The sequence below is a fragment of the Streptomyces sp. NPDC086549 genome (genome assembly GCF_044746205.1).
GTDB lineage: Bacteria > Actinomycetota > Actinomycetes > Streptomycetales > Streptomycetaceae > Streptomyces.
Genome location: NZ_JBIVBS010000013.1, coordinates 318769 through 344856, shown reverse-complemented (window position 1 = coordinate 344856; position 26088 = coordinate 318769). Strand labels below are relative to the sequence as shown.

General features: G+C 72.2%; 23 protein-coding genes. 16 read left to right on the top strand and 7 right to left on the bottom strand.

Features of this window, described 5'->3' with window-relative positions:
• Positions 1–24: 24 nt before the first annotated feature.
• The 3 genes from ACIPSA_RS34925 to glgX form a co-directional block, all read right to left on the bottom strand.
• Entirely contained in the window at positions 25–1902 is a 1878-nt protein-coding gene (locus tag ACIPSA_RS34925; protein ID WP_402642017.1) for an ABC transporter ATP-binding protein, read from the bottom strand.
• The gene (locus ACIPSA_RS34920) at positions 1899–3686 is read right to left on the bottom strand and encodes an ABC transporter ATP-binding protein (protein WP_402642014.1); all 1788 of its coding nucleotides are present in this window, start codon (positions 3684–3686) and stop codon (positions 1899–1901) included. Before ACIPSA_RS34920 ends, ACIPSA_RS34925 begins: the two co-directional genes overlap by 4 nt.
• A gap of 126 nt (positions 3687–3812) precedes the next feature.
• A complete protein-coding gene (glgX, locus tag ACIPSA_RS34915; protein ID WP_402642011.1) occupies positions 3813–6059 on the bottom strand; it encodes a glycogen debranching protein GlgX in 2247 nt (748 codons plus the stop codon).
• 227 nt (positions 6060–6286) lie between these two features.
• Between glgX and ACIPSA_RS34910 the strand changes: the two genes are divergently transcribed.
• The 6 genes from ACIPSA_RS34910 (at position 6287) to ACIPSA_RS34885 (ending at position 12681) form a co-directional block, all read left to right on the top strand.
• Positions 6287–7519 carry an Ig-like domain-containing protein gene (locus ACIPSA_RS34910; RefSeq protein ID WP_402642010.1) on the top strand — a complete coding sequence of 411 codons (1233 nt, stop codon included), beginning with the start codon at positions 6287–6289 and terminating at the stop codon, positions 7517–7519.
• A gap of 164 nt (positions 7520–7683) precedes the next feature.
• On the top strand, positions 7684–8928 hold the full coding sequence (locus ACIPSA_RS34905) for an Ig-like domain-containing protein (RefSeq protein ID WP_402642008.1): 1245 nt from the start codon (positions 7684–7686) through the stop codon (positions 8926–8928).
• A 117-nt stretch (positions 8929–9045) separates the two neighbouring features.
• Positions 9046–9813, top strand: a complete 768-nt coding sequence (locus tag ACIPSA_RS34900) for an enoyl-CoA hydratase/isomerase family protein (protein ID WP_402642005.1) — start codon at positions 9046–9048, stop codon at positions 9811–9813.
• A gap of 305 nt (positions 9814–10118) precedes the next feature.
• A complete protein-coding gene (locus ACIPSA_RS34895; RefSeq protein ID WP_402642003.1) occupies positions 10119–10622 on the top strand; it encodes an ATP-binding protein in 504 nt (167 codons plus the stop codon).
• Between the two features lie 80 nt (positions 10623–10702).
• Entirely contained in the window at positions 10703–11500 is a 798-nt protein-coding gene (locus ACIPSA_RS34890) for a polysaccharide deacetylase family protein (protein ID WP_402642002.1), read from the top strand.
• Positions 11500–12681: a YncE family protein gene (locus ACIPSA_RS34885; RefSeq protein ID WP_402642000.1), complete on the top strand. Its 1182-nt coding sequence runs from the start codon at positions 11500–11502 to the stop codon at positions 12679–12681. Before ACIPSA_RS34890 ends, ACIPSA_RS34885 begins: the two co-directional genes overlap by 1 nt.
• Positions 12682–12716: 35 nt before the next feature.
• Here ACIPSA_RS34885 and ACIPSA_RS34880 read toward each other — a convergent pair whose 3' ends face one another.
• On the bottom strand, positions 12717–13358 hold the full coding sequence (locus ACIPSA_RS34880) for a GNAT family N-acetyltransferase (protein WP_402641997.1): 642 nt from the start codon (positions 13356–13358) through the stop codon (positions 12717–12719).
• 48 nt (positions 13359–13406) lie between these two features.
• Here ACIPSA_RS34880 and ACIPSA_RS34875 point away from each other — a divergent pair, with 48 nt between their 5' ends.
• Together ACIPSA_RS34875 and ACIPSA_RS34870 are read left to right on the top strand one after the other, a co-directional pair.
• On the top strand, positions 13407–14318 hold the full coding sequence (locus ACIPSA_RS34875) for a MerR family transcriptional regulator (protein WP_402641995.1): 912 nt from the start codon (positions 13407–13409) through the stop codon (positions 14316–14318).
• Between the two features lie 59 nt (positions 14319–14377).
• Positions 14378–14590, top strand: a complete 213-nt coding sequence (locus ACIPSA_RS34870; RefSeq protein WP_402641992.1) for an EF-hand domain-containing protein — start codon at positions 14378–14380, stop codon at positions 14588–14590.
• A 40-nt stretch (positions 14591–14630) separates the two neighbouring features.
• Here ACIPSA_RS34870 and ACIPSA_RS34865 read toward each other — a convergent pair whose 3' ends face one another.
• On the bottom strand, positions 14631–15608 hold the full coding sequence (locus ACIPSA_RS34865; protein WP_402641990.1) for an AraC family transcriptional regulator: 978 nt from the start codon (positions 15606–15608) through the stop codon (positions 14631–14633).
• Between the two features lie 102 nt (positions 15609–15710).
• Here ACIPSA_RS34865 and ACIPSA_RS34860 point away from each other — a divergent pair, with 102 nt between their 5' ends.
• A complete protein-coding gene (locus tag ACIPSA_RS34860; protein WP_402641987.1) occupies positions 15711–16703 on the top strand; it encodes a zinc-dependent alcohol dehydrogenase family protein in 993 nt (330 codons plus the stop codon).
• A gap of 6 nt (positions 16704–16709) precedes the next feature.
• Here ACIPSA_RS34860 and ACIPSA_RS34855 read toward each other — a convergent pair whose 3' ends face one another.
• Complete coding sequence (locus ACIPSA_RS34855) at positions 16710–17306, bottom strand: GH25 family lysozyme (RefSeq protein ID WP_402641985.1); 597 nt, start codon at positions 17304–17306, stop codon at positions 16710–16712.
• Between the two features lie 90 nt (positions 17307–17396).
• The gene (locus ACIPSA_RS34850; protein WP_402641983.1) at positions 17397–18437 is read right to left on the bottom strand and encodes a phosphatidylinositol-specific phospholipase C domain-containing protein; all 1041 of its coding nucleotides are present in this window, start codon (positions 18435–18437) and stop codon (positions 17397–17399) included.
• Between the two features lie 179 nt (positions 18438–18616).
• On the opposite strand from ACIPSA_RS34850, the gene ACIPSA_RS34845 reads away from it, so the two are divergent.
• Genes ACIPSA_RS34845 through ACIPSA_RS34815 form a run of 7 tightly spaced genes read left to right on the top strand, consistent with a single transcriptional unit; the run spans position 18617 to position 26086 of the window.
• Positions 18617–18907, top strand: a complete 291-nt coding sequence (locus tag ACIPSA_RS34845; protein WP_402641980.1) for a hypothetical protein — start codon at positions 18617–18619, stop codon at positions 18905–18907.
• Positions 18904–19674 (top strand): hypothetical protein, encoded by a 771-nt coding sequence (locus ACIPSA_RS34840; RefSeq protein ID WP_402641977.1) that lies wholly within the window; start codon positions 18904–18906, stop codon positions 19672–19674. Before ACIPSA_RS34845 ends, ACIPSA_RS34840 begins: the two co-directional genes overlap by 4 nt.
• Positions 19671–20489: a protein phosphatase 2C domain-containing protein gene (locus tag ACIPSA_RS34835; protein WP_402641975.1), complete on the top strand. Its 819-nt coding sequence runs from the start codon at positions 19671–19673 to the stop codon at positions 20487–20489. Before ACIPSA_RS34840 ends, ACIPSA_RS34835 begins: the two co-directional genes overlap by 4 nt.
• Before the next feature lie 2 nt (positions 20490–20491).
• Positions 20492–21823: a hypothetical protein gene (locus tag ACIPSA_RS34830; protein ID WP_402641973.1), complete on the top strand. Its 1332-nt coding sequence runs from the start codon at positions 20492–20494 to the stop codon at positions 21821–21823.
• Positions 21820–22464 (top strand): 4Fe-4S single cluster domain-containing protein, encoded by a 645-nt coding sequence (locus tag ACIPSA_RS34825; protein ID WP_402641971.1) that lies wholly within the window; start codon positions 21820–21822, stop codon positions 22462–22464. The genes ACIPSA_RS34830 and ACIPSA_RS34825 overlap by 4 nt, the downstream gene beginning before the upstream one ends.
• Positions 22461–23915, top strand: coding sequence for a hypothetical protein (locus ACIPSA_RS34820; RefSeq protein WP_402641968.1), 1455 nt, complete (start codon positions 22461–22463; stop codon positions 23913–23915). Before ACIPSA_RS34825 ends, ACIPSA_RS34820 begins: the two co-directional genes overlap by 4 nt.
• Positions 23912–26086, top strand: coding sequence for an AAA family ATPase (locus tag ACIPSA_RS34815; protein WP_402641966.1), 2175 nt, complete (start codon positions 23912–23914; stop codon positions 26084–26086). Before ACIPSA_RS34820 ends, ACIPSA_RS34815 begins: the two co-directional genes overlap by 4 nt.
• The last annotated feature ends 2 nt before the right edge of the window (positions 26087–26088 follow it).

Below are 26088 nucleotides of genomic sequence, written 5' to 3'. Positions count from 1 at the left end.
GTCTCCCCGTCGTCTCCCCGGTCGTCAGGCCAGACTGTCCCGCCAGGCCCGGTGCAGATCCGCGAACCGGCCCGTCCCCGCGATGAGTTCGTCCGGGCCGCCGTCCTCCATGATCCGGCCGTGCTCCATGACCAGCACCCGGTCGGCGATCTCCACGGTCGACAGGCGGTGTGCGATCACCACGGCCGTACGGCCGCGCAGCACCGTCGCCATGGCGCGCTGTACGGCCCGCTCGCCCGGGACGTCCAGCGAGCTGGTCGCCTCGTCCAGGATCAGCACCGCCGGGTCGGCGAGCAACGCCCGTGCGAACGCCACCAGTTGGCGCTGCCCCGCCGAGATGCGGCCGCCCCGCTTGCGGACGTCGGTGTCGTACCCGTCCGGCAGCGCGCTGATGAACTCGTGGGCGCCGATCGCCTTCGCGGCCCGCTCGATCTCCTCCCGGCCGGCGTCCGGCCGCCCGATCGCGATGTTCTCGGCGACCGTGCCGGAGAACAGGAACGCCTCCTGCGTCACCATGACCACCCCGCGCCGCAGTTCGGGCACGGCCAGGTCGCGCAGGTCGACGCCGTCGAGCAGGACCCGGCCCTCGGAGGGGTCGTAGAAGCGGGCGAGCAGCTTGGCCAGCGTCGACTTGCCCGCGCCCGTGGAGCCGACGACCGCGACCGTCTGCCCGGCCGGGATCGTGAGATCGAAGCGGGGGAGCACCTCGCCGCCGGTGCGGTAGGCGAACCGCACGCCGTCGAACACGACCTCGCGGCCGGGGTGCTCGCCTTCGAGGGGCGGCAGCTCCCTGGGCGTCGACGGCTCCGGCACGGACGGTGTCTGGGCCAGCAGCCCGGCGATCTTCTCCAGGGAGGCGGCCGCCGACTGGTACGAGTTGAGGAACATGCCCAGCCGGTCGATCGGGTCGTACAGCCTCCGCAGATAGAGCACCGCGGCCGCCAGCACACCCAGCGCCAGGGACCCGGACGCCACCCGGTATGCGCCCCACAGCACGATCGCGGCGACCGCCGTGTTCGCGACCAGCCGGGAACCGACCACGTAGCGCATCATCTCAAGGAGCGCGTCGCCATTGACGCGCTCGTACCGCCGGTTCAGGACGTCGAAGCCGGCCTCGTTCGCGGCCTCCCGGCGGAAGGTGCGCACCGGCCGGATGCCGTTCATCGTCTCCACGAACTTCACGATCACGGCGGCGATCGCCGTGGACCGCGCCGCGAACACCCGTCCCGCGCGCCGCTGGTAGAGCCGTACGAGGAGATAGAGCGGCACGAAGGACGCCACCGCGACCGCGCCGAGCCCCAAGTCCAGCCAGAGCAGCATCGCCGAGATGTACACGAACGACAGGACGACCGTGACCAGCTCCTGGAGCCCCTCGCTGAGCAGCTCCCGCAGCGACTCCACGTCCGCGGTGGAGCGGGAGATCAGGCGGCCGCTCGTGTATCGCTCGTGGAAGTCGACGCTCAGCGCCTGCGCGTGCCGGAAGATCCGGCCGCGCAGGTCGAGCAGCACGTCCTGGTTGACGCGCGCGGAGGCCCCGATGAACGCGTACTGGAGCGCGCCGGAGACCAGCGCGGACAGCCCGTAGGCGACGGCCACCGCGATCAGCGGGCCCCGGTCGTGGTGCCGGAACGCCGGTACGGCGCGGTCGATGGCGTACGCCACCAGCAGCGGGCCCGCCTGGACGGCCGCCTGCTGGAACAGCAGCAGAAGGCTGGTGACGGCGACCCGGGCCTTCATGGGGGCGAGCAGCGAGCGCAGCAGGGCGGCCGTGGCGCCGGGCGGGGTGGGCAGGACGTCGCGGTCGAAGGGGTCGCCGGTGTCGTGCGGGCGGGTGAGTTCGTCCTCGGTGCCGGTTGCGGGAGTTGCGGGGGTGGTGGAGGCGGACGTGGTGGGGGCGGTCATCGTGCGTCCTCCTGTTCGGATTCCCCGGACATCAGGTGCGCATACTCGGTATTGCCGCGCAGCAGTTCGTGGTGGGTGCCGACGGCGGTGATACGACCGCCCGACAGCAGGGCGACACGGTCGGCGAGCAGCACCGTGGAGGGGCGGTGGGCCACGATGAGCGCGGTGGTGTCCGCGAGGACCTGACGCAGCGCGGCCTCCACGGCGGCCTCGGTGTGCACGTCGAGCGCGGACAGCGGGTCGTCCAGGACCAGGAACCGGGGCCGGCCGACCACCGCTCTGGCCAGCGCCAGCCGCTGCCGCTGTCCGCCGGAGAGGCTCAGCCCCTGCTCGCCGACCCGGGTGTCCGTCCCCTGCGGCAGCGCGTGCGCGAACTCGGCCTGCGCGACGGCGAGCGCCCGCTCCAGTTCCGGCGCGCCGGAGCTGTCGTCGGCGCCCATGAGCACGTTCTCCCCGACGCTCGCCGAGAACAGGGTGGGCTCCTCGAAGGCCACGGCCACCTTGGACCGCAGTTCCTCGCGCGACATCGCCGTGATGTCCTGCCCGTCCAGCGTGATCCGCCCGGAGGTCACCTCGTGCAGCCGCGGGACGAGTGCGGTGAGAGTGGTCTTGCCGCTTCCGGTGGCCCCGACCAGGGCCATGGACTCGCCGGGGCGGATGTGGAGGTCGACGCGGTCGAGGACGGGCGGGGCGTCGGGCGGGGCGTCGGGGTAGTGGAACGTGACGCCCTCGAACCGGAGGCCGGGCGGTGCGGGCGCCGGCATGCCCGCCTCCGCCGTGACCGCGAGGTCCTCCGGCTCCGCGTCCATCACCTCGAAGTACCGCTCCGTCGCGGTCGCCGCCTCCTGGGACATCGCCAGCAGGAACCCGATGGAGTCCACGGGCCACCGCAGTGCGAGCGCCGTGCTCAGAAAGGCGACCAGCGTCCCCGCCGACAGGTGCCCGTCCGCGACCCGTACGGACCCCAGCACCAGCGCGGCTCCGATGGCCAGTTCCGGCAGCGTCACGATGACGCCCCAGATGGTCGCCAGCAGCCGGGCCTTGTGCAGCTCGGTGCCCCGCAGCGTCCGCGTCAGCTCCCGGAACGCCCGCGCCTGACTCCGGTGCCGCCCGAACCCCTTGATGATGCGGATTCCGAGCACGCTCTCCTCGACGACCGTCGTGAGGTCCCCGACCTGGTCCTGGGCGAGCCGGGCCACGTCCGCGTACTTGCGCTCGAAGACGACACAGGTCCACATCACCGGCACGGCGGGCCCCAGGACGACCAGGCCCAGCGTCCAGTCCTGCTGGAGCATGATGATCACGCCGACGAGGATCGTCACCGCGTTGACCAGAAGGAACGTCAGCGGAAAGGCGAGGAACATCCGCAGCAGCATCAGGTCGGTCGTGGCCCGCGAGAGCAACTGGCCGGACGCCCACCGGTCGTGGAAGGCGACCGGCAGCCGTTGCAGATGCCGGTACAGCTTCGCCCGCATCTCCGCCTCGACGTGCGAGAGCGGCCGAGCGACCAGCCACCGCCGCAGCCCGAACAGCAGCGCCTCGGCGATCCCGAGCAGCAGCAGATACAACGCGCCGAGCCACACCCCGCCCGGATCCCGGTCCGCCACCGGCCCGTCCACCATCCACTTCAGGACGAGCGGGATCACCAGCCCCAGACAGGAGGCGACGACCGCGACGAACGCGGCGGTGAACAGCCGCGCCCGCGCCGGCCGGACGTACGGCCACAGGCGCAGGAGGATGCGTACGGTGGAACGGTCGCTGGCGGTTGCACGTGTCGTGGGCATCACCAGCGAGCCTACGGACCGGCACTGACAACGCCCACCGAGTTTTGGCCGGACCCGGATCCGACGGCGGTCCTACGACCTGCGCGTTCGAGGTGGCGTACAGAGGGGCCGGCAGGCGGGCCGGTGTCACCCCACCTTCAGCAGGAGCACCGACCGCCCCTCCACCACCAGCGCCGCCCCCGCCTGATGTACCACCCCAGGTGTGTCCCCCTGTTCCTCCTGCGCCGTGTCGACCACGACCTCGTACCGCTCCGCCCACGGCGGTCCGGGCAGGACGAAGCTCGCCGGGCGGTCCCCGGCGTGCAGGACCGCGAGGAAGCTGTCGTCGGCGATCGGCGCGCCCTGCTCGTCGCGGCCCGGTATGTCCCGGCCGGAGAGGTACATGCCGAGCGTGGCGGCGGGGGCGTACCAGTCGCCCTCGGTCATCTCCTCGCCGCGTGCCGTGAACCAGGCCAGGTCCCGCAGGCCGTCCGCCGAGTGGGCGCGGCCGGAGAAGAAGGCGCGGCGGCGCAGGACCGGATGGCGGTGGCGCAGGGCGATGAGACGGGAGGTCAGGTCGAACAGGGGGCTCCAGTCCGGGTCGTCCAGCAGGGTCCAGTCCAGCCAGCTGATCTCGTTGTCCTGGCAGTACGCGTTGTTGTTGCCGCGTTGCGTACGGCCCAGTTCGTCGCCCGCCACCAGCATCGGCACGCCGGTCGAGAGCAGCAGCGTGGTCAGCAGGTTGCGCAACTGGCGGCGGCGCAGCGCACGTACCCGCTCCTCACCCGTCTCCCCTTCCGCCCCGCAGTTCCAGGAGCGGTTGTCGCCCGAGCCGTCCCGGTTGTTCTCGCCGTTCGCCTCGTTGTGCTTGCCCTCGTAGGAGACCAGGTCGCGCAGGGTGAAACCGTCGTGGGCCGTGATGAAGTTGACCGAGGCATAGGGGCGGCGGCCGCCCCAGGCGTACAGGTCGCTGGAGCCGGAGAGGCGGTAGCCGAGGTCCCGCACGTCCGGGAGCGCGCCGCGCCAGAAGTCGCGGATCGCGTTGCGGTAGCGGTCGTTCCACTCCGTCCAGAGCGGGGGGAACGCCCCCACCTGGTAGCCGCCCGAGCCGATGTCCCAGGGCTCGGCGATCAGCTTCACCCGGCGCAGCACCGGGTCCTGGGCGATCGCCGCGAGGAACGGGGAGAGCATGTCGACGTCGTGCATGGAGCGGGCCAGTGCCGCCGCGAGGTCGAAGCGGAAGCCGTCCACGCCCATCTCCGTCACCCAGTAGCGGAGCGAGTCGGTGATCAGACGGAGGACCTGCGGCTGGACGACGTGCAGGGTGTTGCCGCAGCCGGTGTAGTCGGCGTAGCGGCGGGCGTCGTCCTGGAGGCGGTAGTAGCCGCGGTTGTCTATGCCCTTGAGGGAGAGGGCCGGGCCCAGCTCGCCCGCCTCCGCCGTGTGGTTGTAGACCACGTCGAGGATGACCTCGATGCCCGCCGCGTGCAGGGCGCGGACCATGCGCTTGAACTCGCCGACCTGCTGGCCCGTCGTACCGGAGGCCGCGTAGGCCGCGTGCGGGGCGAAGTACCCGATGGAGTTGTAGCCCCAGTAGTTCTTCAGGCCGCGGCGCAGCAGGTGGTCCTCGTGGGCGAACTGGTGCACGGGGAGCAGCTCGACCGCCGTCACGCCCAGCTTCACCAGGTGCTCGACCGCCGCCGGGTGCGCCAGGCCCGCGTAGGTGCCGCGCAGCTCCGGCGGGATGTCCGGGTGCAGCTTCGTGAAGCCGCGTACATGGAGCTCGTAGATGACCGAGTCGGCCCACGGGGTCTTGGGGCGGCGGTCGTCGGCCCAGTCGTCGTCATCGTGGACCACGACGCCCTTGGGGACGTACGGCGCCGAGTCCCGGTCGTCGCGCACGGTGTCCGCGACGTGCTGCTCCGGCCAGTCGCGGACGTGGCCGTAGACCTCCGGCGGCAGGCTGAACTCACCGTCCACCGCACGCGCGTACGGGTCGAGGAGCAGCTTCGCCGGGTTCCAGCGGGCGCCGATCCACGGGTCCCAGCGGCCGTCCACCCGGTAGCCGTAGCGCTGCCCCGGCATCACGCCCGGCACGAAGCCGTGCCAGATCTCGTGCGTCAGTTCGGTCAGCCGCACCCGGGTCTCCCGGCCCCGCTCGTCGAACAGGCACAGCTGGACCGCCTCCGCCCCGGCCGCCCACAACGCGAAGTTGGTTCCCGCCACCCCGTCCGGGCCCGTCCGGAAGCGCGCGCCGAGCGGTGTGGGCGCACCCGGCCAGACGGGTGGGGCGGGCGGAGCCGGGCGCTGGGCGCCGTTCACCGCGGAGGCCGGGCGGCCGCCCTCGACGGCCCGCTCCTGAGCCACTGTCTGCTGCTCCGCTGTGCTCGTCACCTTGCGGCCCCTTTGTGTCGGCTCGGTCGCCTTCGGAGCGCTCTCAGCCCGTGCCGGGGCGGCCGTCCGCGCCCGGCCCCGCGGGCCCGCTGCGCGCACGACCTCCCGGCGCCGGCGTCCCCGCGGCTCACGGGCGCGGCTCCCCATCACGTCGTCCTCCCACTGTTCTGCCCAGTGCTTGCGTCGCACTCACGTTTCCCCAGGGCGGGCCCGTCGTTGAGCCGCTCGTGAGGTATGCACAAGGGCGCGCACGGCGCGCGGGGGCCGTGCTGGCCGCCGTACTGACATGGGCAGGACTGCTGGCGGGCGCCGCCGGCTGCACCACGGACGGGGCGGCCGGGAGCGCCCTCGACCGGGTCTTCGGCAAACCCCCGGCGCCCGACGACGTCATCCGCATCTCCCCGGACGACGGAAGCAAGGCGGTGCCCTCCGGTGGGCGGCTGCGGGTGCGGGTGTCCGACGGGCACCTGGAGTCGGTCAGCGTGGTCAGGTCCCAGGACGCCCAGGACACCCCGGTGGCCGGGCACATGGCCGACGGCGGCAGGACCTGGGAGCCCGACGAGGGGAGGCTGGCGCTCGCCGCCAAGTACACCGTCGACGCGGTGGCGCTGGACGGGCACGGGCGCCGCTCGGCCCGGCACGCCACCTTCACGACGTACGTCCCCGAGAAGCGGTTCATCGGGTACGTCACCCCCGAGAACCGCTCGACCGTCGGCACCGGAATGATCGTCTCCCTGGCCTTCAGCCGGGAGATCGAGAACCGCGCCGCCGTCGAACGCGCCGTCCACGTCACCGCGAAGCCCCCCGTCGAGATCCGCCCGCACTGGTTCGGCAACACCCGCCTCGACTTCCGCCCCCAGCAGTACTGGAAGCCCGGCACCCAGGTCACCGTCGACCTGGGGCTGCGCGACGTCGAGGGGGCGCACGGCGTCTACGGGCTGCAGTACAAGACGTTCACCTTCACCGTCGGCCGCAGCCAGGTCTCGCTGGTGGACGCGGCCGCGCACACCATGGAGGTCAGGCGCGACGGCGCGCTGCTCGCCACGGTGCCGATCACCGCCGGCGCCCCCAAGACCACCACCTACAACGGGAAGATGGTGGTGATGGAGATGCTCGAGGTGACCCGCATGAACAGCCGCACGGTCGGCTTCGGCGGCGAGTACGACATCCCCGACGTCCCGCACGCCATGAAGCTCACCGAGTCCGGCACCTTCCTGCACGGCAACTACTGGGCGCCGGACGCCTTCGGGAACGTCAACGTCAGCCATGGCTGCGTGGGCCTCAGGGACGTCAAGGGCGGCAGCGCGGACACGCCGGCGGGCTGGTTCTTCGACCGCAGCCTGGTCGGGGACGTCGTCGAGGTCGTCAACAGCAATGACAAAAAGGTCGCTCCCGACAATGGGCTCGGAGGGTGGAACATGGGGTGGAACGAGTGGAAGGCGGGCAGCGCGGTCAAGTAACCAGGTGGGGACCGGGTTCGGGGTGGGAACCGACGGTCGAAGTTGCTACGGAACGGTGACCTTTGCCTGACACGAAGCTCAAAACCCTGCGGTTAATATGCGCCAGTGTGCGTGCGGGACGCGCCGGGGTGCAGGCCTGACCAGGCCCTGCGAGGGGAGAGAACTTGAACGTGCGGCCGATATCGGGGGCGTCGGTTGACGCGTGGGGGCGAGGCCGGAAGGGGCTGCCGGTGCTGATAGCCGGCGCCCTGCTCATGGCCGTCACCGCGTGCGGCGGCGGAGGGTCGGACTCGGGGGCCGGCTCGGACGACGGGAAGGGCAAGGACGCCTCGGCACAGCAGAGCAAGCAGTCCGAGGCCGTCGTCAGCATCGCGCCCAAGTCCGGGGCGAAGGGCGTCGACACCAGCGGGGCCCTCAAGGTCAGCGCCAGCAAGGGCAAGCTGACACAGGTCCAGGTCGAGGACGCCAAGGGCGCGAAGATAACCGGCTCGATAACCGACGGGGGCGCCACCTGGACGCCCTCGTCCCACCTGGCCGCGGCCACCAAGTACACGGTGCACGCGGTCGCCAAGGACTCCGCGGGCCGCGAGGCGGCCGAGGACTCCAGCTTCACCACCCTGACGCCGAAGAACACCTTCGTCGGCTACTTCACCCCCGAGGACGGCTCCACGGTCGGCGTCGGGATGCCGTTCTCCGTCCGCTTCACCCGGGGTATCACGCACCCCGAGGACGTGAAGAAGGCCATCAGCATCAAGACCGAGCCCGCCGTCGACGTCGAGGGCCACTGGTTCGGCAACGACCGCCTGGACTTCCGTCCTGAGCAGTACTGGAAGGAAGGCACGAAGGTCACCGTCTCCCTCAACCTCGACGGCGTCGAGGGCCGCTCCGGGGTCTACGGCAAGCAGACCAAGACGGTGAAGTTCACCATCGGCCGCAACCAGGTCTCCGTCGTGGACGCCAAGAAGCACACGATGAAGGTCACCCAGGACGGCAAGGTCATCAAGACCATCCCGGTCACCACCGGCAAGCCCGGCTACGACACCTGGAACGGCCAGATGGTCATGAGCGAGAAGCTCACGGTGACCCGGATGAACGGCGACACCGTCGGCTACGGCGGCGAGTACGACATCAAGGACGTCCCGCACGCCATCCGCCTGACCAACTCCGGCACCTTCGTCCACGGCAACTACTGGGGCGGCGGCGCCTTCGGCAACTACAACGCCAGCCACGGCTGCGTGGGCCTGCGGGACGTGCGCGGCGGATACAGCAAGACCGTCCCGGCGGCCTGGTTCTTCAACCACTCGATCATCGGTGACGTGGTGGTCGTCAAGAACTCCGACGACGACACCGTGGCCCCGGACAACGGCCTCAACGGCTGGAACATGTCCTGGGAGAAGTGGAAGGCGTAGAGCCTGTCCGACGTACGGGCCCGGTGCTGTCACGGACGGCACCGGGCCCGCTGTCGTCCACCGCGTGTGATCGACCGCACCGCACCCGCAGTCGTTAATCCCCGTTAACCTGCTGGCATGACCGTCACTCTGGAAGTCGCCGAAGGCGTCGGTACGCTGCGCCTGGACCGGCCGCCCATGAACGCGCTGGACGTCGCCACGCAGGACCGGCTCAAGGAACTCGCCGAGGAGGCCACGCGCCGCGACGACGTGCGCGCCGTGGTGATCTACGGCGGCGAGAAGGTGTTCGCGGCGGGCGCGGACATCAAGGAGATGCAGGCCATGGACCACACCGCGATGGTCCTGCGCGCCCGCTCCCTGCAGGACTCCTTCACCGCCGTGGCCCGCATCCCCAAGCCGGTCGTCGCCGCCGTCACCGGATACGCGCTGGGCGGCGGCTGCGAACTGGCCCTGTGTGCCGACTACCGCATCGCCGCCGACAACGCCAAACTGGGGCAGCCCGAGATCCTGCTCGGCCTCATCCCGGGCGCGGGCGGCACCCAGCGGCTGCCCCGTCTCGTCGGCCCCTCCAAGGCCAAGGACCTGATCTTCACGGGCCGCATGGTGAAGGCCGACGAGGCCCTGGCGATCGGCCTGGTGGACCGGGTCGTGCCGGCCGCCGAGGTGTACACCGAGGCGCACGCCTGGGCCGCGAAGCTGGCGCAGGGTCCGGCGATCGCGCTGCGTGCGGCGAAGGAGTCGATCGACACGGGAGTGGAGACGGACCTCGAAACCGGGCTCGCCGTGGAGCGGAACTGGTTCGCGGGACTGTTCGCGACGGAGGACCGCGAGCGGGGCATGAAGAGCTTCGTGGAGGAGGGACCCGGCAAGGCGAAGTTCCTCTGAGCTCACAGGAGTTCCGTCGACTTGGTGAGCGTTTTCCGCGAAATCACTTGCAATTGACGTGACGTCTGATCCGGGTCCCTCGATGGGGCGGTTTATGGAAACCTTAAGGCAACCTTAAGCCTGCCTTGTCGAGGAGGCTTGGCGCTTGCCCGGAAGCGGGTCGTCCTCGCAGGTCGGCCCGGCCACCGGAGGCGTCGGCATGCCTTAGGCATATGCCGAACGGATGTCCCGGAACGAGGGCTTCCGGGGGGTGTATTCCACAGGAACGGCCACAGAGGGCGCTCCGGGCGGCCATGATGGGGGGCATGGCGGGGCTGGAGGGCATCGAACAGCCGCGGGGACACAGCCGTGCGGCCGCGGCGCGCTGGTCGCCCGCGGTCGAGGACGAACGAGCACTCAAGGCGCTTGAGCTGTACGGCAATCCGACCGAGGCCGAGGTCCCGCTGCCGTCCCGCCCCGAGTCCGCGGCCACCGCGCGCCGGCTCGCCCAGGTCGTCGTGCTGCGCCAGTGGGGGCTCACCCCGAAGATGACGGAGGACGCGGTCCTGCTCGTCTCCGAACTGGTCGGCAACGCCGTACGGCACACCGGTGCCCGTGTCTTCGGGCTCCGTATGCGCCGCCGCCGCGGCTGGATCCGCATCGAGGTCCGCGACCCCTCCCGCGGGCTGCCCTGTCTGATGCCGGTTCAGGACATGGACATCAGCGGCCGGGGGCTGTTCCTGGTGGACAAGCTGGCCGACCGGTGGGGGGTCGACCTGTTGCCCCGAGGTAAGACGACATGGTTCGAGATGCGGGTGGCCGACCGCTGAGCGGACGTTCGCAAAGGTCGCGACCCGTACAGATCCCTCGATCGGGTCAATCGGGCGTTTTCTTACCCAACGCCCCTTAAATGGTGCGGGTGACCACGACCGACCGCCGCGGGGCGTTGCGGGCTGGTGCCGGGCTCGTCGCCGGGGGCGCCCTCGTCGCAGGGTGCTCGACCGCCACCGGCTCCGTCGCGCAGCCCACGCCCGCGAAAGCCACCCCCGCGCGCACCCCCGCGCGATCCACGCCCCTTGCCGCCCCCGCCCCCCGCGCCTTCCCCCGGCAGCCCACGCAGATCACCCACGGCCCCCGCGACCGCTCCCGGGTCGCGCTCACCTTCCACGGCCAGGGTGACCCCGCCCTCGCCCGAGCCCTGCTCACCGAGGCCGAGAAGCACGGCTCCCGGGTCACCGTGCTCGCCGTCGGCACCTGGCTCGACGAGCACCCTCAGATCGCGCGCCGGATCCTCGACGGCGGCCACGACCTGGGCAACCACACCCAGCGGCACGTGTCCGTCAACGCGATGTCCGAGGCCGACGCCCGCGCCGAGATCACCGAGTGCGCGGACCGGCTCAGACGGCTCACCGGCTCGATCGGCACCTGGTTCCGGCCCTCCCGCGCCCCCACCGCCTCCCCGCTCGTCGCCCGGCTGGCCCGCACCACGGGCTACCCGCACGTGCTGTCGTACGACGTCGACTCCCTCGACTACACCCGGCCGGGTGCCCCCGCCGTCACCCGCAAGGTCCTGGCCGAGGTCCGGGGCGGATCCGTGGTGAGCCTGCACTTCGGATACCCGGACACGGTCGCCGCCCTTCCCGCCGTACTCCAAGAACTCGACCGCCGCGGACTGCGCGCGGTCACCACCACGGAGCTGCTGAGCTGATGCACGTCACCCGAACCACCCGCGCCCTGGCCGCCGGTGCCGCCCTCGCCGCTCTGACGCTGCTGTCCGCATGCGGCGGCACGGAGCACCGTGCGGACGAGGCCCTCGGCAGCAAGGCACCCGTCCGGCCCGACAAGCAGCAGCTGGTCGAAGGCCTGCCCGGCATGCCACCCGTGCTCGATCCGGCCGACATCTACGCCGCCGACCGCCCGGGCGCGCTGTCCCCCGTCGTGAAGGACTTCCCGTCCCGGGTCTACGTCCCCAACACCAACTCCGACACCGTCTCCGTGATCGACCCGGCGACGTACCGGGTCGTCGAGACGATCCCGGTGGGCCGGCAGCCCCAGCACGTCGTGCCCTCCTGGGACCTGAAGACCCTGTGGGTCAACAACGACAGGGGCAACACCCTCACCCCCATCGACCCCCGGACCGGCAAGGCGGGCAAGACGGTCTCCGTCCACGACCCGTACAACCTCTACTTCACGCCCGACGGCAAGTACGCCGTCGTCATGGCCTCCCTCGACCGCGAACTCGTCTTCCGTGACGCGCACACCATGAAGCGCAGGAAGACCGTCCCCGTCAGCTGTTACGGCGTCAACCACGCCGACTTCTCCCTCGACGGGCGCTACTTCATCGTCTCCTGCGAGTTCAGCGGCGAGCTGCTCAAGGTCGACACCGCGCGGATGGAGGTCGTCCGCCAGGAGAAGCTGCCGTTCCCCGGCGCGATGCCGCAGGACGTCAAGGTGTCACCCGACGGCAAGAGGTTCTACGTCGCCGACATGATGGCCGACGGAGTGTGGGTCCTGGACGGCGACAGGTTCACCAAGCCCACGCTCCTCCCCACCGGCAAGGGCGCGCACGGCCTGTACGTCAGCCGCGACTCCCGCGAGATGTACATCTCCAACCGGGGCGAGGGCACCATCTCCATCTTCGACTTCACCCAGAACAAGCTCACCAAGAAGTGGCGCCTGCCGAACGGCGGCAGCCCCGACATGGGCGGTGTCTCGGCCGACGGCAAGGTCCTGTGGCTGTCCGGCCGTTACAACTCCGAGGTGTACGCCATCGACACCGGCACCGGCACCCAGCTGGCCCGCATCAAGGTCGGCAGCGGCCCGCACGGCCTCGCCGTGTACCCGCAGCCGGGCCGCTACTCGCTCGGCCACACCGGCATCTTCCGCTAGGGCCCGTCCGGACAACGCCGGTCGTCAGGGGGGCGTCAGGGGACGAGGAGCAGGGCCTCCGCCCCCACCGGCAGATACCCGGCGGCCTGGAACGCCCGCAGACTGCGGGCGTTCCCCGGGGAGACCTGGGCCCACACGGGCTCCTCGGCGAGATGCCGGGCGGCCGTCACCAGCAGGCGTCCCAGCCCCCGGTGCCGTACCCCTTCGTCCACCTCGACCGCGACCTCCAGCCGCCCCGCGACCCCACGCCCCAGGATCACCACGCCGCCTTCCGCCGCCCACAGCCGCACGTCGTCGCGGTGCGTGCGGGCCCGGACGGCGCGCGGGTGGCCGGGGTCGGTCAGCTCCGTGAGCGCGAGCGGCGGGCGGCCCGGCAGGGGCGCGCCCACCACGAGGGCGTCGATGGTGTCGGTCGTACGGCCCGTGCGCTCCAGAAGCGCCGCCAGGAACCGGGCGTTCATGGTCGCGGCGAGCACGTCGCAGCCGTCCGCCACCGCCCGCAGCGTCTCGCGCACCCACTGCGGATCCTCGTCCGTGAAGACGACCGAGTGCGCGGTGAAGGCGATGACCCCCGCGTCCCGGTGCGCGTGCTGGGGCACGACGGTCGTGCGGCCGTCGTCGGGCGGGAAGACACCGCGCGCCGCGGCGTCGAGAATGTCCCGCAGGGTCTCCGCCACGACCCACCCCTTGAGTCTCCACCGACTGGAAGCCCCAGACTCGCAGACATGATCGACGACGGCACCGGACTTTTCACCATCGGCGAGCTCGCCAGGAGCACCGGCCTCACGGTCCGCACCATCCGGTACTGGTCCGACGAGGGCGTGCTGTCCCCCGTGACCCGTTCCACGGGCGGCTACCGGCTGTACGACGCCGAGGCCGTGGCCCGCCTGGAACTGATCCGCACCCTGCGCGAGCTGGGGCTCGGCCTCGACCATGTGCGCCAGGTGCTGGCGGGCGAGACCACGGTCGCGCAGGTGGCCGCCGCGCACGTGACGGCGCTGGACGCGCAGATCAGGTCGCTGAGGGTGACCCGTGCGGTGCTGTCGACCGTGGCGCGACGCGGTTCGACCGCGCAGGAGGTGACCCTGATGAACAAGCTGGCGCGGCTGTCGGCGGCCGAGCGGAGGCGGATCCTGGAAGAGTTCGTGGACGAGATGTTCCACGGCCTGGACCCGGCGGACCCGGACATCCGCGAACGGTTGCGGAACACCGCCGGCTCGCTGCCGGACGACCCGACGCCCGAGCAGGTCGACGCCTGGGTGGAACTGGCCGAGCTGATCCAGGACCCCGAGTTCCGGGCGGAGATGCGCCGGGCGGCCGAGTTCAACGCCGCCGACCGGGGGCACGACTCACGTCGCGGGGCGTCGATGTGGTTCTTCAAGAGGCTCGTCGAGCTGGTGGGGCGGGCCCGCGAGCGCGGGATCGCCCCGGAGTCGCCGGAGGCCGGGAGGGTTCTGCGGGACCTGCTCGGCACAGCGGACCGCGCCGACGTCCTCGCCCGCATGAACGCGACTCACAACGCCGGGACCGCCCGCTACCGGGAACTGCTCGGCATCCTCAAGGGGACTCCCGCGCCCGCCCACGAGGAGGACTTCGCCTGGGTGGTCGCCGCACTGGAGTCCCGCGCGGGCAGCTAGTCTGACCTGCGGCAGTACGCCTGTATGACCCAGAAAACGCGACAAAAAGGGGCGGATCGGTGGCGGACATCGAGGAAGCACGCAAGCAGTTCCAGCGGATCGATGCGGACGGTGACGGTTTCATCACCGCCGCCGAGTTCAAGTCCGCCCTGGCCCAGGAGGGTGACTGGAACGTCACCGAGGCGGTGGCCGAGGCCATCATCAGGACCCGCGACCTCAACGGCGACAAGGTCCTGTCGTTCGACGAGTTCTGGGCCTATATGAACAAGTGACGTGAGTGAAGGGGGGCGTCCGGCAGGGCGCCCCCCTCTCTCATGCCCGGTGCCCGGCGGACCTGCGGTACCGGCCCGGTGCCTCTCCGTACTCCCGCTTGAACGCCTTGGCGAAGGCGAACTCCGAGGTGTAGCCCGTGCGCTCGGCGACCTGGCGGAGCGAGAGGTCGTCGTGGCGCAGCAGTCGGCCGGCCGTGGTCATGCGCCACCACGTCAGGTACGTCAGTGGCGGCTCGCCCACCAGTGCGGCGAACCGGCGGGCGAAGGCCGCGCGGGAGAGGCCACCGGTGGTGCCGAGTTCCCCGACCGTCCACGGGTGCGCCGGATCGCGGTGGATCGCGCGCAGCGCCGCCGCGACCGCCGGGTCGGCCAGCGCGGCCGCCCAGCCCCGCAGCCGCCCGGCCTCGCGCTCGCTCTGCCACCAGGCGCGCAGGATGTAGAGCAGCAGGGTGTCGAGGAGCGAGGTGACGATCGCGTCCGTACCCGGCTGGTTCTCCTCCAGTTCCATGCCCAGCAGCTCCACCGCCGCCCGCAGCGAGCGGTGCGTGCCGACCCGTGCGGGCAGATGCACGACCTCGGGCAGCTCGGCCAGCAGGCGGTGGGCGCGGGAGCGGTCGAGCAGGTAGGTGCCGCACAGGGTGACGGTGTCGGGGCAGCCCGAGGGCGGTCCGTCGGAAGGCCCGTCGGAAGGCCCGGCGGAAGGTCCGTCGGTCGGTCCGGCCGGCGGCGGCTTGCTCCAGGTGCCGTCCGGCAGGAACCGCACCTCCGGCAGCGGTGCGTCGAGACCGCTGGCCAGCGCGTGTTCCTGACCGTGCGGCAGGAACACCACGTCCCCGGGCGCCAGGGCCAGCGGCTCGCCCGTCGCCGGGATCAGCCAGGCCGACCCGCGCAGCACCACATGGAACCCGGCCTTGTCCGACTGCGCGAACCGCACACCCCAGGGCGCGTACTTGTCCCGGCGCGCGGAGTGCGGCCGGCCGATCCGCATCGCGGCGACGGCGTCGCTGAGTACGTCCATGTCCACACCGTAGCCCGAGAGCTCGCCGCCGAAGACGTACAGACATGAAAGCGAGCTCGGCGGACATGGATCGTCCTCTGCCCCCGGCATAGCGTCGACGGCATGTCTATTTCCGCACGCGCAGTGCTCTTTCACGAGATCGGCGGCCCCGACGTCCTGACCGTCGAGGAGGTCGAACTGGCCGCGCCCGGCCCCGGCGAGGTGCTCGTCAGGGTCGAGGCGCTGGGACTCAACCGCGCCGAGGCGATGTTCCGCTCGGGCGACTACTACTACCAGCCGACCCTGCCGGGCTCCCGCAACGGCTACGAGGCCGCGGGCGTGGTCGAGGCGGTGGGGGAGGGGGTGACGGCGTTCGCGCCGGGGGATCCCGTCATGTCCGCGGCCAACTTCGGACTCGACACCCACGGGGTGTACGGCGACCGGGTCGTCCTGCCCGTGAGCGCGCTCGTCCCCCGCCCGGCCGGGGTGGACGTGGTCACCGCGGCCGCCGTCTGGCTCACCTACACGACGGCGTACGGCGCGCTGGTGGAACGGGCGGGCCTGGTCCCCGGCCAGCGGGTGCTGATCACCGGCGGGTCCAGCGGTGTGGGCACCGCCGCGATCCAGGTCGTCCGCCGGGCCGGGGCCGTGCCGATCGTCACCACCCGCACCGGGGTCAAGCGGCAGCGGCTGCTCGACCTGGGCGCGGAGCACGTCATCGTCAGCGGGGAGGAGGACGTGCTCAAGGAGACGAAGCGGCTGACCGGCGGGGACGGCGTGGACATCGTCCTCGACGCGATCGGCGGCCCAGGTTTCGCCGCACTCGGCGAGGCGACCGTCTGGGACGGCACCCTGATCTGCTACGGCTGGCTGGACCCGCGGCCCATCCAGCTGCCCAGGCAGTGGCCCCTCACCGTGCACGGGTACGCGAACACCGTCGTCACCAGGGATCGCCGCGGTCGCCACCGGGCCGCCCACTACGTCGGCTCGGGACTCGCCGACGGCACCCTCGCCCCGGTCGTGGCCGAGGTCTTCGACGGCCTCGACCACATCCGGGAAGCGCACCGCCTGATGGAGTCCAACCGGCACACGGGCAAGATCGTCGTACGGGTCTGACGGAGCTCACCCGGTTGCCGCGGCCGCTGGACCCTGCGGTCGGTCCAGCGGCTCGGCGGCCCACTCCCGCAGTGCGGCCAGGCTCTCGAAGTCGGCCACGTCCTTGTCGTGCGGGTCGCTGGTGTACTGGTGGAAGAGCCAATCGGCCTGGATGCGGGGCTTGCCCGCGGTGACGTAGTCGGCGATCCAGAGGCCGTCGCCGGCGTACGAGGTGACGTCGATGTCCAGCCAGTAGGTGCGGTTCGCGTACAGCACCACCCGGTTGTCCGGCCGCAGTTCCTTCACCTTCCGGATGAACAGGTCCTTCTCCGCGTTGCCGGCGTGCGTCCCCTCGCTCGTCGTCTCCCAGTCGACGGCGAGGATGTCGCCCGGCCGCTCGGGGGCGTGCTGGACGAAGTACTCGGCCTGGGCGGTGAGATGGCCGGGCCACAGGAAGTGGTAGAAGCCGACGACCAGTCCGGCGTCACGGGCGGTCTTGGTCTGGGCGGCGAGTCTCGGGTTGACGTACGAACGCCCCTCCGTCGCCTTGATGAAGACGAAGGAGAGGCCGTCCGTGTCGTACGACGAGGGCTGGTACGCGCTGACGTCGATGCCGTGCAGCATGGGGGGACTCCTTGAAATGTCAGTGGGGTGACAGGAGCTGAGGTACAAGTCCCACCTTTGCACGCGCGATTCGTCGGCGCGCCGGGTTTGTCAGCTTCTTGTGGTGACCGAACTCAGTACCGACGCCGACTTCGTCGACCAGTCGGAGGTGATGAGACTCGCGTGGTCGGCCGCCAGCAGGGCCAGCCGGGCGGCGACTTCCGCGTCCGTGGGGGCGGTCGACGAGATCGCCGGGGACACGGCGTCCGCGCCCGTCGTGATCAGGAAGTAGTGGTTCGCGGAGTAGAAGGACGTGTCGTAGCCGTTGTTCACGTACGTGGCCGCGTCGCCGTCGAAGAACACGAACCAGGGGCGGATCGAGGCGTCGTAACGACTGGTGCGCGGGTCGCCGTTCTCCGCGCCGAGCACCGCCGGGAAGGCCTGGGCCGCGGAGATGTTCCCGGCCGCGTACAGGTCCCGCAGGTGGTCGCCGTACTCCTCGTCCGTCCAATAGTGGTCGAAGGGGTTCGCCTGCTCCACGGTGCCCGGGATCAGCTCGAAGAGGAACTTGCCCTTCAGGGCGTCACGGCTGGGCCAGGCGTTCGCCTTCGCCGCCGCGTCGAGCGTGGAGTACGTCGAGCCCAGCAGGTCGGACGGCTTGAAGACGCTGCTGCCCAGCTTCTGCGACACCAGCGTGTCGAACTCGTCCGGGCCGAGTCCGACGTTGTTGTTGAAGCCGACCTTCATCTCGACCTTGATGACGATCGGGGCGTGGTCCGGGTGGAGCTGGTTCCAGGCCGCCATGTTGTCCAGGCAGCTGCCCAGATCCTGGTTGCGCTGCTTGCTGTACAGGTCGCTGGGCTTGCTGGCGTACTCGCAGTTGTTGTCGTTGCCCAGCGGGTTGCTGTGACTGACCCGCCACCGCTTGAACAGGCTGTCCGCGTAGACGTCCAGTTCGAGCAGCGAGGCCCCCGAGTCCAACGCCTGTGCGAAGTACGTGTACTTGGACTTCTCGTACGCGTTGTGCGTACCGATCGCCGTCGTCTCCGAGAGCTTCGGCGACGCCGCGTGGGCGTTCGCCGGTACCGCCATCAGCAGGGCGGCGGCACCCAGCAGCGCCGCCGCCCGTCTCACCACACGAACCGCACCCATTCTGCCAACTCCACTTCGTTGTAACCGAGTTGGCGGCAGCGTAGGGGGAAGCGATTACTCCCCGGTAGCCCCTGGGGTGACGGGAGTCGGCGCTCGGTGATGTCGCACCCCCGGATTCGTGGGTGCCAATTCGGGCAAGGAACAGGCAGGTTGGTGTCGATGTCACATACCGTTGCCGTATGACCACGGGGATGGACGAGTGGGCAGACGGCCGAACGGGGCGCACGGTGACCTGGCCCGATCCGGACGCCTATGTACTCGTCGAGGGTGTACTGCTGCGCGTGCTTCCGCAGCCGCGCGCGCTCATGCCGGGCACGGATGTGACGGTGCGCCGCGATCCTTCGCGGGGCCGGCTGGTCGGGTACGCGAACACCGGCACGGTCACGCTCACGGCCACGCTCACGGCCACCGAGACGGCCACGGCCACGGAAATGACCGCGGACGGCGACGGCGAGGCGGCGCCCGTATGAGCGTGCACGGCATGGGTTTCGCGGCCGGTTACGACGAGCGGCAGCCCGTCGTCCTGCTCCTCGACACCTCGGCCTCCATGGGCAGGCCCGCCGGGAGCCCGCGGATCGACGAGCTCAACGACGCGCTGACCCGCTGGTTCGACGGCGTGCGGGCGGAACCGAGGCTGCGGGCGAGGGTGGAGGTCTGCCTGATCACCTTCGACTCCCGGGTGCGGGTCTTCGACCCCGGCGCGGGACGCCTGGTGCCGGTCGAGGAGGCCACGGCAGGCCGGCTCTTCGTACCGGTGGACGAGATGCGCCCGCCGCGGCTCGACGCGTCCGGGCTGACCCGGATGACGGAGGCCGTCGAGGCGGCGCTCGAACTGGCGCGGCAGCGTTATCGCGCCCTGCAGGACCAACGCGTCCAGGTCCGGCGGCCCTTCCTGTGGGTCCTCACGGACGGAGCCCCGAGCGACGGGGACGGCCGGCCCCTGGACGCGCAGGCCCTGGCCGGTACGGCGGGCCGGGTGCGCCGGGGCGAGGAACGCGGGGAGTGCGTCTTCCAGGCGATCGGCGTGCGCGGCGCGGATCTGAAGATGCTCCAGGTCCTCGCGCCCAAGGCGGCGTTGATGCTGGAGAACCTGGACTTCGGGCAGATCCTCGACCTGCTGTTCCAGAGCTCGGACCGGATCGGCGCGGTGCAGGACCCCGACGACGTCCACCGGCAGCTGGCCGACCTCGCGGCCCGGCGGGAGCGCATGGACCGCCTGGAGAGGGACCACCGGTGATCGTCGCGGGGGCCGGCGTCCAGGGCACCGCTCATCTCGCGGCGGGGCTGGGCTGCCAGGACGCCTTCAAGGCGGTGGACCTCGGGGACACGGCGGTGCTCGCCGTCGCGGACGGGGCGGGCAGCCGGGAGCGCAGCGCACTCGGCGCGCACATCGCGGTGGACGCCGCCTGCCGACTGCTCACCGAGGACATACCGCGGGCCGAGGACACGCCGGAGACGTGGACGCGGTGGATCGCCGGGCGCGGAGCCCGGGTGGTGGAGGCGTACCGGCGGGCCGCGGAAGGGGTGCTGGGAGCTGAGGCACGGGAAGCGGGACCGCGCACGGCAGCGGCGGACATCGGCGCGCTGGCGGCCGTCCTGGCCGCCGCGGTCGTACGGCCGCCCTGGGTGGCCCTCGTCTCGGTGGGCGACTGCTTCGGCACGCTGCTCACCCGCGAGGACGCGCCGGGCACCGGCGAGCGCTGCCACCTCGTCCTGCCGCCTCCGCCGCCCGGCGCCCTCCCGCCGCCGTTTCTCAGCTCCCCCGGGGCAGCGCTGCGGGTCCGGACGTTCGTCGTGTGGGAACCCGCGCTGAGCGGGGTCGTCCTCGCCACCGACGGGTGTGCGGCGCTGACCCTCGACCACCCCTCCGTACGCGAACTCCCGCCAGAAGCGGGCCCATTGCCGGCGGAGCGCTTCTTCGGCGGGCTCGCCGCGACACTGCGCGGCAACGGCGGTGACGCCGAACCCCTGCGGGCCCTGCTCTCCGGCCCCGAGGCCGCACGCACCGGCGACGACCTGACCGTCCTGTGCGCGCTCGTGGAAGGCGGGTGACCATGGGGCTGACGGTGGTGTCCGACGGCGGTCGCGAGTGGCGGCTCACGGAGCGGATCGGCGGCGGTTCCGAGGGGATCGTGTACGCGGTGGCGGACGCACGGCCGCTGGTGGCCAAACTGGTGCCCGACCCGCCCGACCCGGACGCGTACCGCCGGCGCGTCGCCCGCCTGGTGCGGCAGCGGCGCGAACCGCGCACGGTCGGGCTGCTGTCCGGGACTCCCGTCAGACTCGCCTGGCCGATGGTGCCGGTACGGACCGCGGGCGGCGGCGCCGACGGGGTCGACGGCTATGTGATGACCGACATGCGGCACGCCTACCAGCCGCTCGCGCATCTGCTGACCCCGGCCGCCCGTGGTGCCTTACTGCCCGGCGCGACCTGGGCGACCGCGCTGGCCGCCGCCCACGCGCTCGCGCTGCTGCTCGCCGAACTGCACGCCGAGGGCTATGTAGTGGGCGACCTCAAGCCCGACAACCTCTGGGTCGACCACGCGGGCCGGGTCGGCATGACGGACGTCGACTCCTGGCAGTTCACGGACGGCCGCGAGGTGTTCCCGGGACGGATGCGCACCCCGGGCTACACGGCTCCGGAACGGATCGGCGCGCCGGCCGGCACACCCCCGGACACCGCGTCGGACGACTTCCTGCTCGCCGTCCTCGTCCACCAGTTACTCATGGCCGGGCTGCACCCCTTCGCCGGGCACCCCGCGGACGGGAGCGACTACCTCTCGTACGACGACAACGTGCTGCACGGCCGGTGCCGGATCACCGACCGTACGTCGGTGCTGCTGCCCCGCTCCGCGCCGCCCGCCGACCTGCTGCCGAGGCGGCTGGTGGATCTGTTCCGGGCCGCGTTCGAGGGCGCGCGGCCCCGGGCGGAGGTCTGGGCGCGGGAGCTGGCGGCGGAGCTGGCCCCGGGGCGGCTGAAGACGTGCGCGGTCAACGCCCGCCACGTCCACACCGTGGAGCGGCCCTGGTGCCCGTGGTGCGACCAGGCCGAACGCGGCACGGACAGCTATCCCCAGCTGGGGGATGAGCGGAGCGCGGACGGCTTTGCGCGGCTGGGGGATGAGCGGAGCGCGGACGGCTTTGCGCGGCTGGGGGATGAGCGGACCACGGACGGCTTTGCGCGGTTCCGGCAGGAGGCGGACGCCGGCGGCCTTTCGCGACCGAGGCAGGAGCGGGGCGCGGACGGCTATCCGCAGCCGGGGGATGAGCGGAGGGCGGACGGCTTTCCGGTGCCGGGGGACGAGCGGACCGCGGACGGCTTTGCGCGGCTCCGGCGGGAGCCGGACGTCGGCGGCCTTCCGCGACCCCGGGAGGAGCACGCATGACGACTCACCTCTCCGTCGCCAGGACGCTGGACCACTGCGCCGTCCTCGGCCCGGGCACGCGCGCCGTCATCTGGGTGCAGGGCTGCCCGCTGCGCTGTCACGGCTGCGTGGCGGCCGAGACCCTGCCGTTCGAGGGCGGCACCGCCCGGCCCGTGGCCGAGCTCGCCGACTGGCTCTGCGGGCTGAGCGGGGTGGAAGGGGTCACCCTGTCCGGCGGCGAGCCCTTCAGCCAGGCCGGGGCGCTCGCCGCACTGCTGGACGCGGTGCGTGAACGGCGCCCGGACTTCGGCGCGATGGCGTACTCCGGCTTCCGGTACGAGGCGCTGCGACGCGGCGACCCGGACCGGCGAGAGCTGCTGCGGCGCCTTGACCTGCTCGTCGACGGCCCGTACGTCGCGGCTCGGCACGGCAGTCTGCGCTGGCGCGGTTCGGACAACCAGCGCCTGATCGTGCTCGGTGACCGCTATGCACACGTCGCGGCCGAGCCCGACACCAGCGCGGGCATCGAGCTGTCGGTGGCGGCCGACGGATCACTCTCCTGGGCCGGAGTACCCCCGACTCCAGGCTTCCGGGAGGGACTTGAGGAACAACTGGCGGCGCGGGGGTTCGTGCTGCACACCCAGGCACGGAGGAACGGATGAGCGGGTCACCGAAGTACAGCAGCGTCAGCGTGAGCCCTGCCTACGCCCAGCGCGAGGCGGAACGCCGCCGCCGTCAGGCCGCCGCACGCCGGGCCAGGGAGCAGGAGCGCGCCCGGGAGCGCGCGGCGCTGGCCGCCCGGCGCGCCCAGGAGGCGGCCGCCCGCCGGGAGCGGGCCCGTGCCGAAGGGGAGCGCAGGAGGGCCGAGCTGGAGGCGCGGCGCCAGGCCGAGCGGGACGCTCAGGTGGCCCGGACGCGCCAGGAGCAGGCCGGCGCCGAGGCGCGGCGACTCGACGAGGTGGCGGAACTCATCGCCCGGACCTCGGCGCCGGGAGCGGAACTCGGCTCGCTGGAGCGCCGGTTGGCGCAGCTGCGTGAGCGGGCCGCTCGCGGTGAACAGCTCGGGGACGCCGTCGAGGAACTGCGCGGCCAGGTCGTCGTCCTGCGAGCGGCCGGGGAGCGGCCCGCGCCTCGCACGGACCGCGCCGGGGTCCTGGCCGGCCTGGAGCGGCGGCTCGCGGAGACGGGCGAGGACGGCGCGGCCCACGACGCGGAGGGCCGGCAGCGCTGCCTCGAACTGCTCGACCGGCTGCGCGCCGCGACCGGCCCGGGACAGGAGGTGCGCTTCGAGGCGCTGCTCGGCACGGTGGAACACGCCCTCGTCCGGCATACGACGGCGGTGGCGCACGCGGCCGAGACCGTACGGCGGCAGGCCGAGGCCGACCGCGAGCGTGCCGAGCAGGAGCGGCGGCGGGCCGAGGCCCGGGCCGCGGAACAGGCGGCCGCCGAGGAGGCGGAGCGCGAGCGCGCCCAGGCCCTGGAGGCGGCGCTCGCGGAGGCCGCGGACCGGCTCGGTGTCGTACGCAAGGGCGCCGAGGACGCGGCGGCCGACGCCGTCGAACTCGGCGCTCCCGGGCTCGCCGACCGCGTCGAGGGCGCCCTGCGTGCCGTGACCGACGCGCTGTCCGCGCGCCGGGCGCCCGAGGCACTGGCCGCGGTCGAGGCCCTGGAGGAGCTGCTGCCCGGGGCCGAGGCCCAGCTGGACGAACTGCAGCTCGCCTACACCAGGCGCAGCGATCTCGCACAGGCGCTGAAGGACGCCATGAGCGGCGAAGGATTCGCCTTCGGAGGCGGCGAGGACCAGGGCCGGAGCTTCCTGCTGCGGTTCGAGCGGCCCAGCGGGGCGGTCTACGACACCACGGTCGCCACCGAGGCCGACGGGACGCCCGTGCTCGTCTACCGCGTGGAGGGCGAGCCCGACGTGACGCTGCGCCCGGCGGCGGAGGGCGCGGTCTGCGACCGCACGGAGGACCTGCTGGAGCGGGTGCACGAGGCGATGAGCGAGGACGACGGCTTCGTGCCCGGTGAACTCACCTGGCAGGGCAAGCCGCCGGGGCGGAGGGCCAAGCGGCTGCCCGGCGACGGGGCCGCCCGGAGGTGGACGACCCCGTGAACACGGTCGACCGGACCAAGCACGAGGAGGGGCCCGTCGCCGCCGACGGCATGATGCCGTTGTGGGCGGTCTCCCTCGGCTGGGAGCTGCGGCGCGGCCGCCAGGTGATCCTCAACGGGCAGATCCGGGACCGCTGGTGGTTCGAGGACCGGCCCGCCTCCTTCCAGGAGCTGGTCGCCGGGGTGCTCGAAGCACGCGGCGCCGATGTCGTGGGCTGGTGGGATCCGGTCGCCGGACTCACCTTCCCGCTGCCGGGACACGCGGAACGCTTCGACAGCCTGCTGTCCCGGCTGCCCCGGTCCGGTGAGTCGGCCGGGTCGGCCGGGTCGGCCGGGTCCGCCGGGTCCGCCGAGTCCGCCGAGTCCGGCGAGCCGGACACCGACGGCCGGAGCGGGACGGCGGCGCGCGGCGAGGGCGACGGGACGCGGCCCTGGCAGGAGCGGGGAGCCGGCGTCGGCCGGCCCGGCGACGACGGGAACGAGGGCGAGGCACGGACCCGGCGCGGGAGCGAACGGCAGCGCAGCCGTGACCGCCTGCTCGCGCCGCGCCGGCCCGGACGACCGCGCTCCTTCGACGACGTCGTGGCCACCGTGCACCGGCTCGTCGCCTCGCCCGACGCGGCCGTGGCGTTCGTCTTCCAGGACGTCGACCACCACCTCCCGCCCGGGCAGCCGGAGTCCCACACCGGTTATCTGCGGCTGCGCGCCGCGATGACCGACGCCGTGACGCCCCGCTCGGCCACCGAGGGCCGGTCCCCGCACGCCCGCAACGCCGTGCTGTGCGCGGTGGGCGACGTCGGCCGGCTGCCCGGCTGGTTCCACCTGGAGGATCCCAGGATCGCCACCCTGCACATCGGCCCGCCCGACCCGAGCGAGCGCCGTCTCTGGCTGACCTGGCTGCGCCGGGACTTCAACGGGGCCGAGGACGCCACGCGCGCCGACGTCGAGGCCCTCGTCGGCGCCACCGACGGCATGTCCGGCTGGGACATCGACGCCCTCGCCCGTACGTCCTGGCTGCGCAAGGCACCCCTGCAGAAGCCGGACAAGCTCCTCGAACTGCACCGGCTCAATGTGAGCGTCGACCCGTGGACGCAGCTCGACCGGGACACCGTCGCCCGCGCGGCCCAGGTCCTCGGGGACCGGGTGGTCGGCCAGTCCACGGCCGTACGGGCCGTCGCCTCGGCCCTGCAAGCCGCCTTCGTGGGCGTCGACTTCGGCGACTCCGGCAGCGCGCGGCCCCGAGGCGCGTTCTTCTTCGTCGGCCCCACGGGCGTCGGCAAGACCGAACTCGCCAAGGCCGTCGCCGAGTTGATGTTCGGCGACCAGAGCGCGTACGCCCGTTTCGACATGAGCGAGTACCAGCAGGAGCACGCCGCGGAACGCCTCGCGGGCGCGCCGCCCGGCTACGTCGGGTACGAGCAGGGCGGCGAGCTGACCCGGCGGGTGCAGGAACGGCCGTTCAGCGTGCTCCTCTTCGACGAGATCGAGAAGGCGCACCCCCGGGTGCTGGACAAGTTCCTGCAGATCCTGGAGGACGGCCGGCTCACCGACGGGCGCGGCCAGACCGCGTACTTCTCCCAGTGCCTGATCATCTTCACCTCCAACACAGGCGCGGACGCGGTGCAGGACCTGCTGTCCGAGAGCGGGGACGAGGTCACGTACGCCGCTCTGGAGGCGCACTTCACGCGGGCCGTGGAGGAGAAGTTCCGCACCCTCGGCAGACCGGAGATCTACGGACGCCTCAAACCGGGCGTGGTCGTCTTCGACATGCTGCGCCGCGAGCACATCGTGAAGATCGCCGACCGCCTGCTGGGCCAGCTCGCCGAGTCCGTCCGCGAGCGCCACCAGATCGAACTGGTCCCCGACACCGCCACCGTGCACCCGTGGATCACCGACCGGATGAGCGGCCCGGAGCACCAGGCGTACGGCGGACGGCAGATCCGCAACGAACTGGAGCGACTGCGGGCGGCCGTGGTCGGCCACCTCCTGGCGCACCGGCCGGCCCCGGGCAGCCGCATCCGGACCGGGATCGGGGCCGACGGCACGCCGTGGGTCAGGAATGACGGCACGCCCTGGGTCAAGGACGAGGGCCTGCCCCGGGTCAAGGACGAGGGCATGTCCCGGGCCAGGGACGACGGCACGGGGCCGCTCGCGGCAGAGGGGATCGGGTGAGC

Coding starts and splice junctions, on each gene's coding strand:
- ACIPSA_RS34875 (WP_402641995.1), top strand. CDS start 13,407: ATGATCGACGACGGCACCGGACTTTTCACCATCGGCGAGCTCGCCAGG.
- ACIPSA_RS34860 (WP_402641987.1), top strand. CDS start 15,711: ATGTCTATTTCCGCACGCGCAGTGCTCTTTCACGAGATCGGCGGCCCC.
- ACIPSA_RS34865 (WP_402641990.1), bottom strand. CDS start 15,608: ATGGACGTACTCAGCGACGCCGTCGCCGCGATGCGGATCGGCCGGCCG.
- ACIPSA_RS34820 (WP_402641968.1), top strand. CDS start 22,461: ATGAGCGGGTCACCGAAGTACAGCAGCGTCAGCGTGAGCCCTGCCTAC.
- ACIPSA_RS34830 (WP_402641973.1), top strand. CDS start 20,492: ATGGGGCTGACGGTGGTGTCCGACGGCGGTCGCGAGTGGCGGCTCACG.
- ACIPSA_RS34920 (WP_402642014.1), bottom strand. CDS start 3,686: ATGCCCACGACACGTGCAACCGCCAGCGACCGTTCCACCGTACGCATC.
- ACIPSA_RS34895 (WP_402642003.1), top strand. CDS start 10,119: ATGGCGGGGCTGGAGGGCATCGAACAGCCGCGGGGACACAGCCGTGCG.
- ACIPSA_RS34885 (WP_402642000.1), top strand. CDS start 11,500: ATGCACGTCACCCGAACCACCCGCGCCCTGGCCGCCGGTGCCGCCCTC.
- ACIPSA_RS34900 (WP_402642005.1), top strand. CDS start 9,046: ATGACCGTCACTCTGGAAGTCGCCGAAGGCGTCGGTACGCTGCGCCTG.
- ACIPSA_RS34855 (WP_402641985.1), bottom strand. CDS start 17,306: ATGCTGCACGGCATCGACGTCAGCGCGTACCAGCCCTCGTCGTACGAC.
- ACIPSA_RS34850 (WP_402641983.1), bottom strand. CDS start 18,437: ATGGGTGCGGTTCGTGTGGTGAGACGGGCGGCGGCGCTGCTGGGTGCC.
- ACIPSA_RS34925 (WP_402642017.1), bottom strand. CDS start 1,902: ATGACCGCCCCCACCACGTCCGCCTCCACCACCCCCGCAACTCCCGCA.
- ACIPSA_RS34840 (WP_402641977.1), top strand. CDS start 18,904: ATGAGCGTGCACGGCATGGGTTTCGCGGCCGGTTACGACGAGCGGCAG.
- ACIPSA_RS34845 (WP_402641980.1), top strand. CDS start 18,617: ATGACCACGGGGATGGACGAGTGGGCAGACGGCCGAACGGGGCGCACG.
- ACIPSA_RS34825 (WP_402641971.1), top strand. CDS start 21,820: ATGACGACTCACCTCTCCGTCGCCAGGACGCTGGACCACTGCGCCGTC.
- ACIPSA_RS34890 (WP_402642002.1), top strand. CDS start 10,703: ATGGTGCGGGTGACCACGACCGACCGCCGCGGGGCGTTGCGGGCTGGT.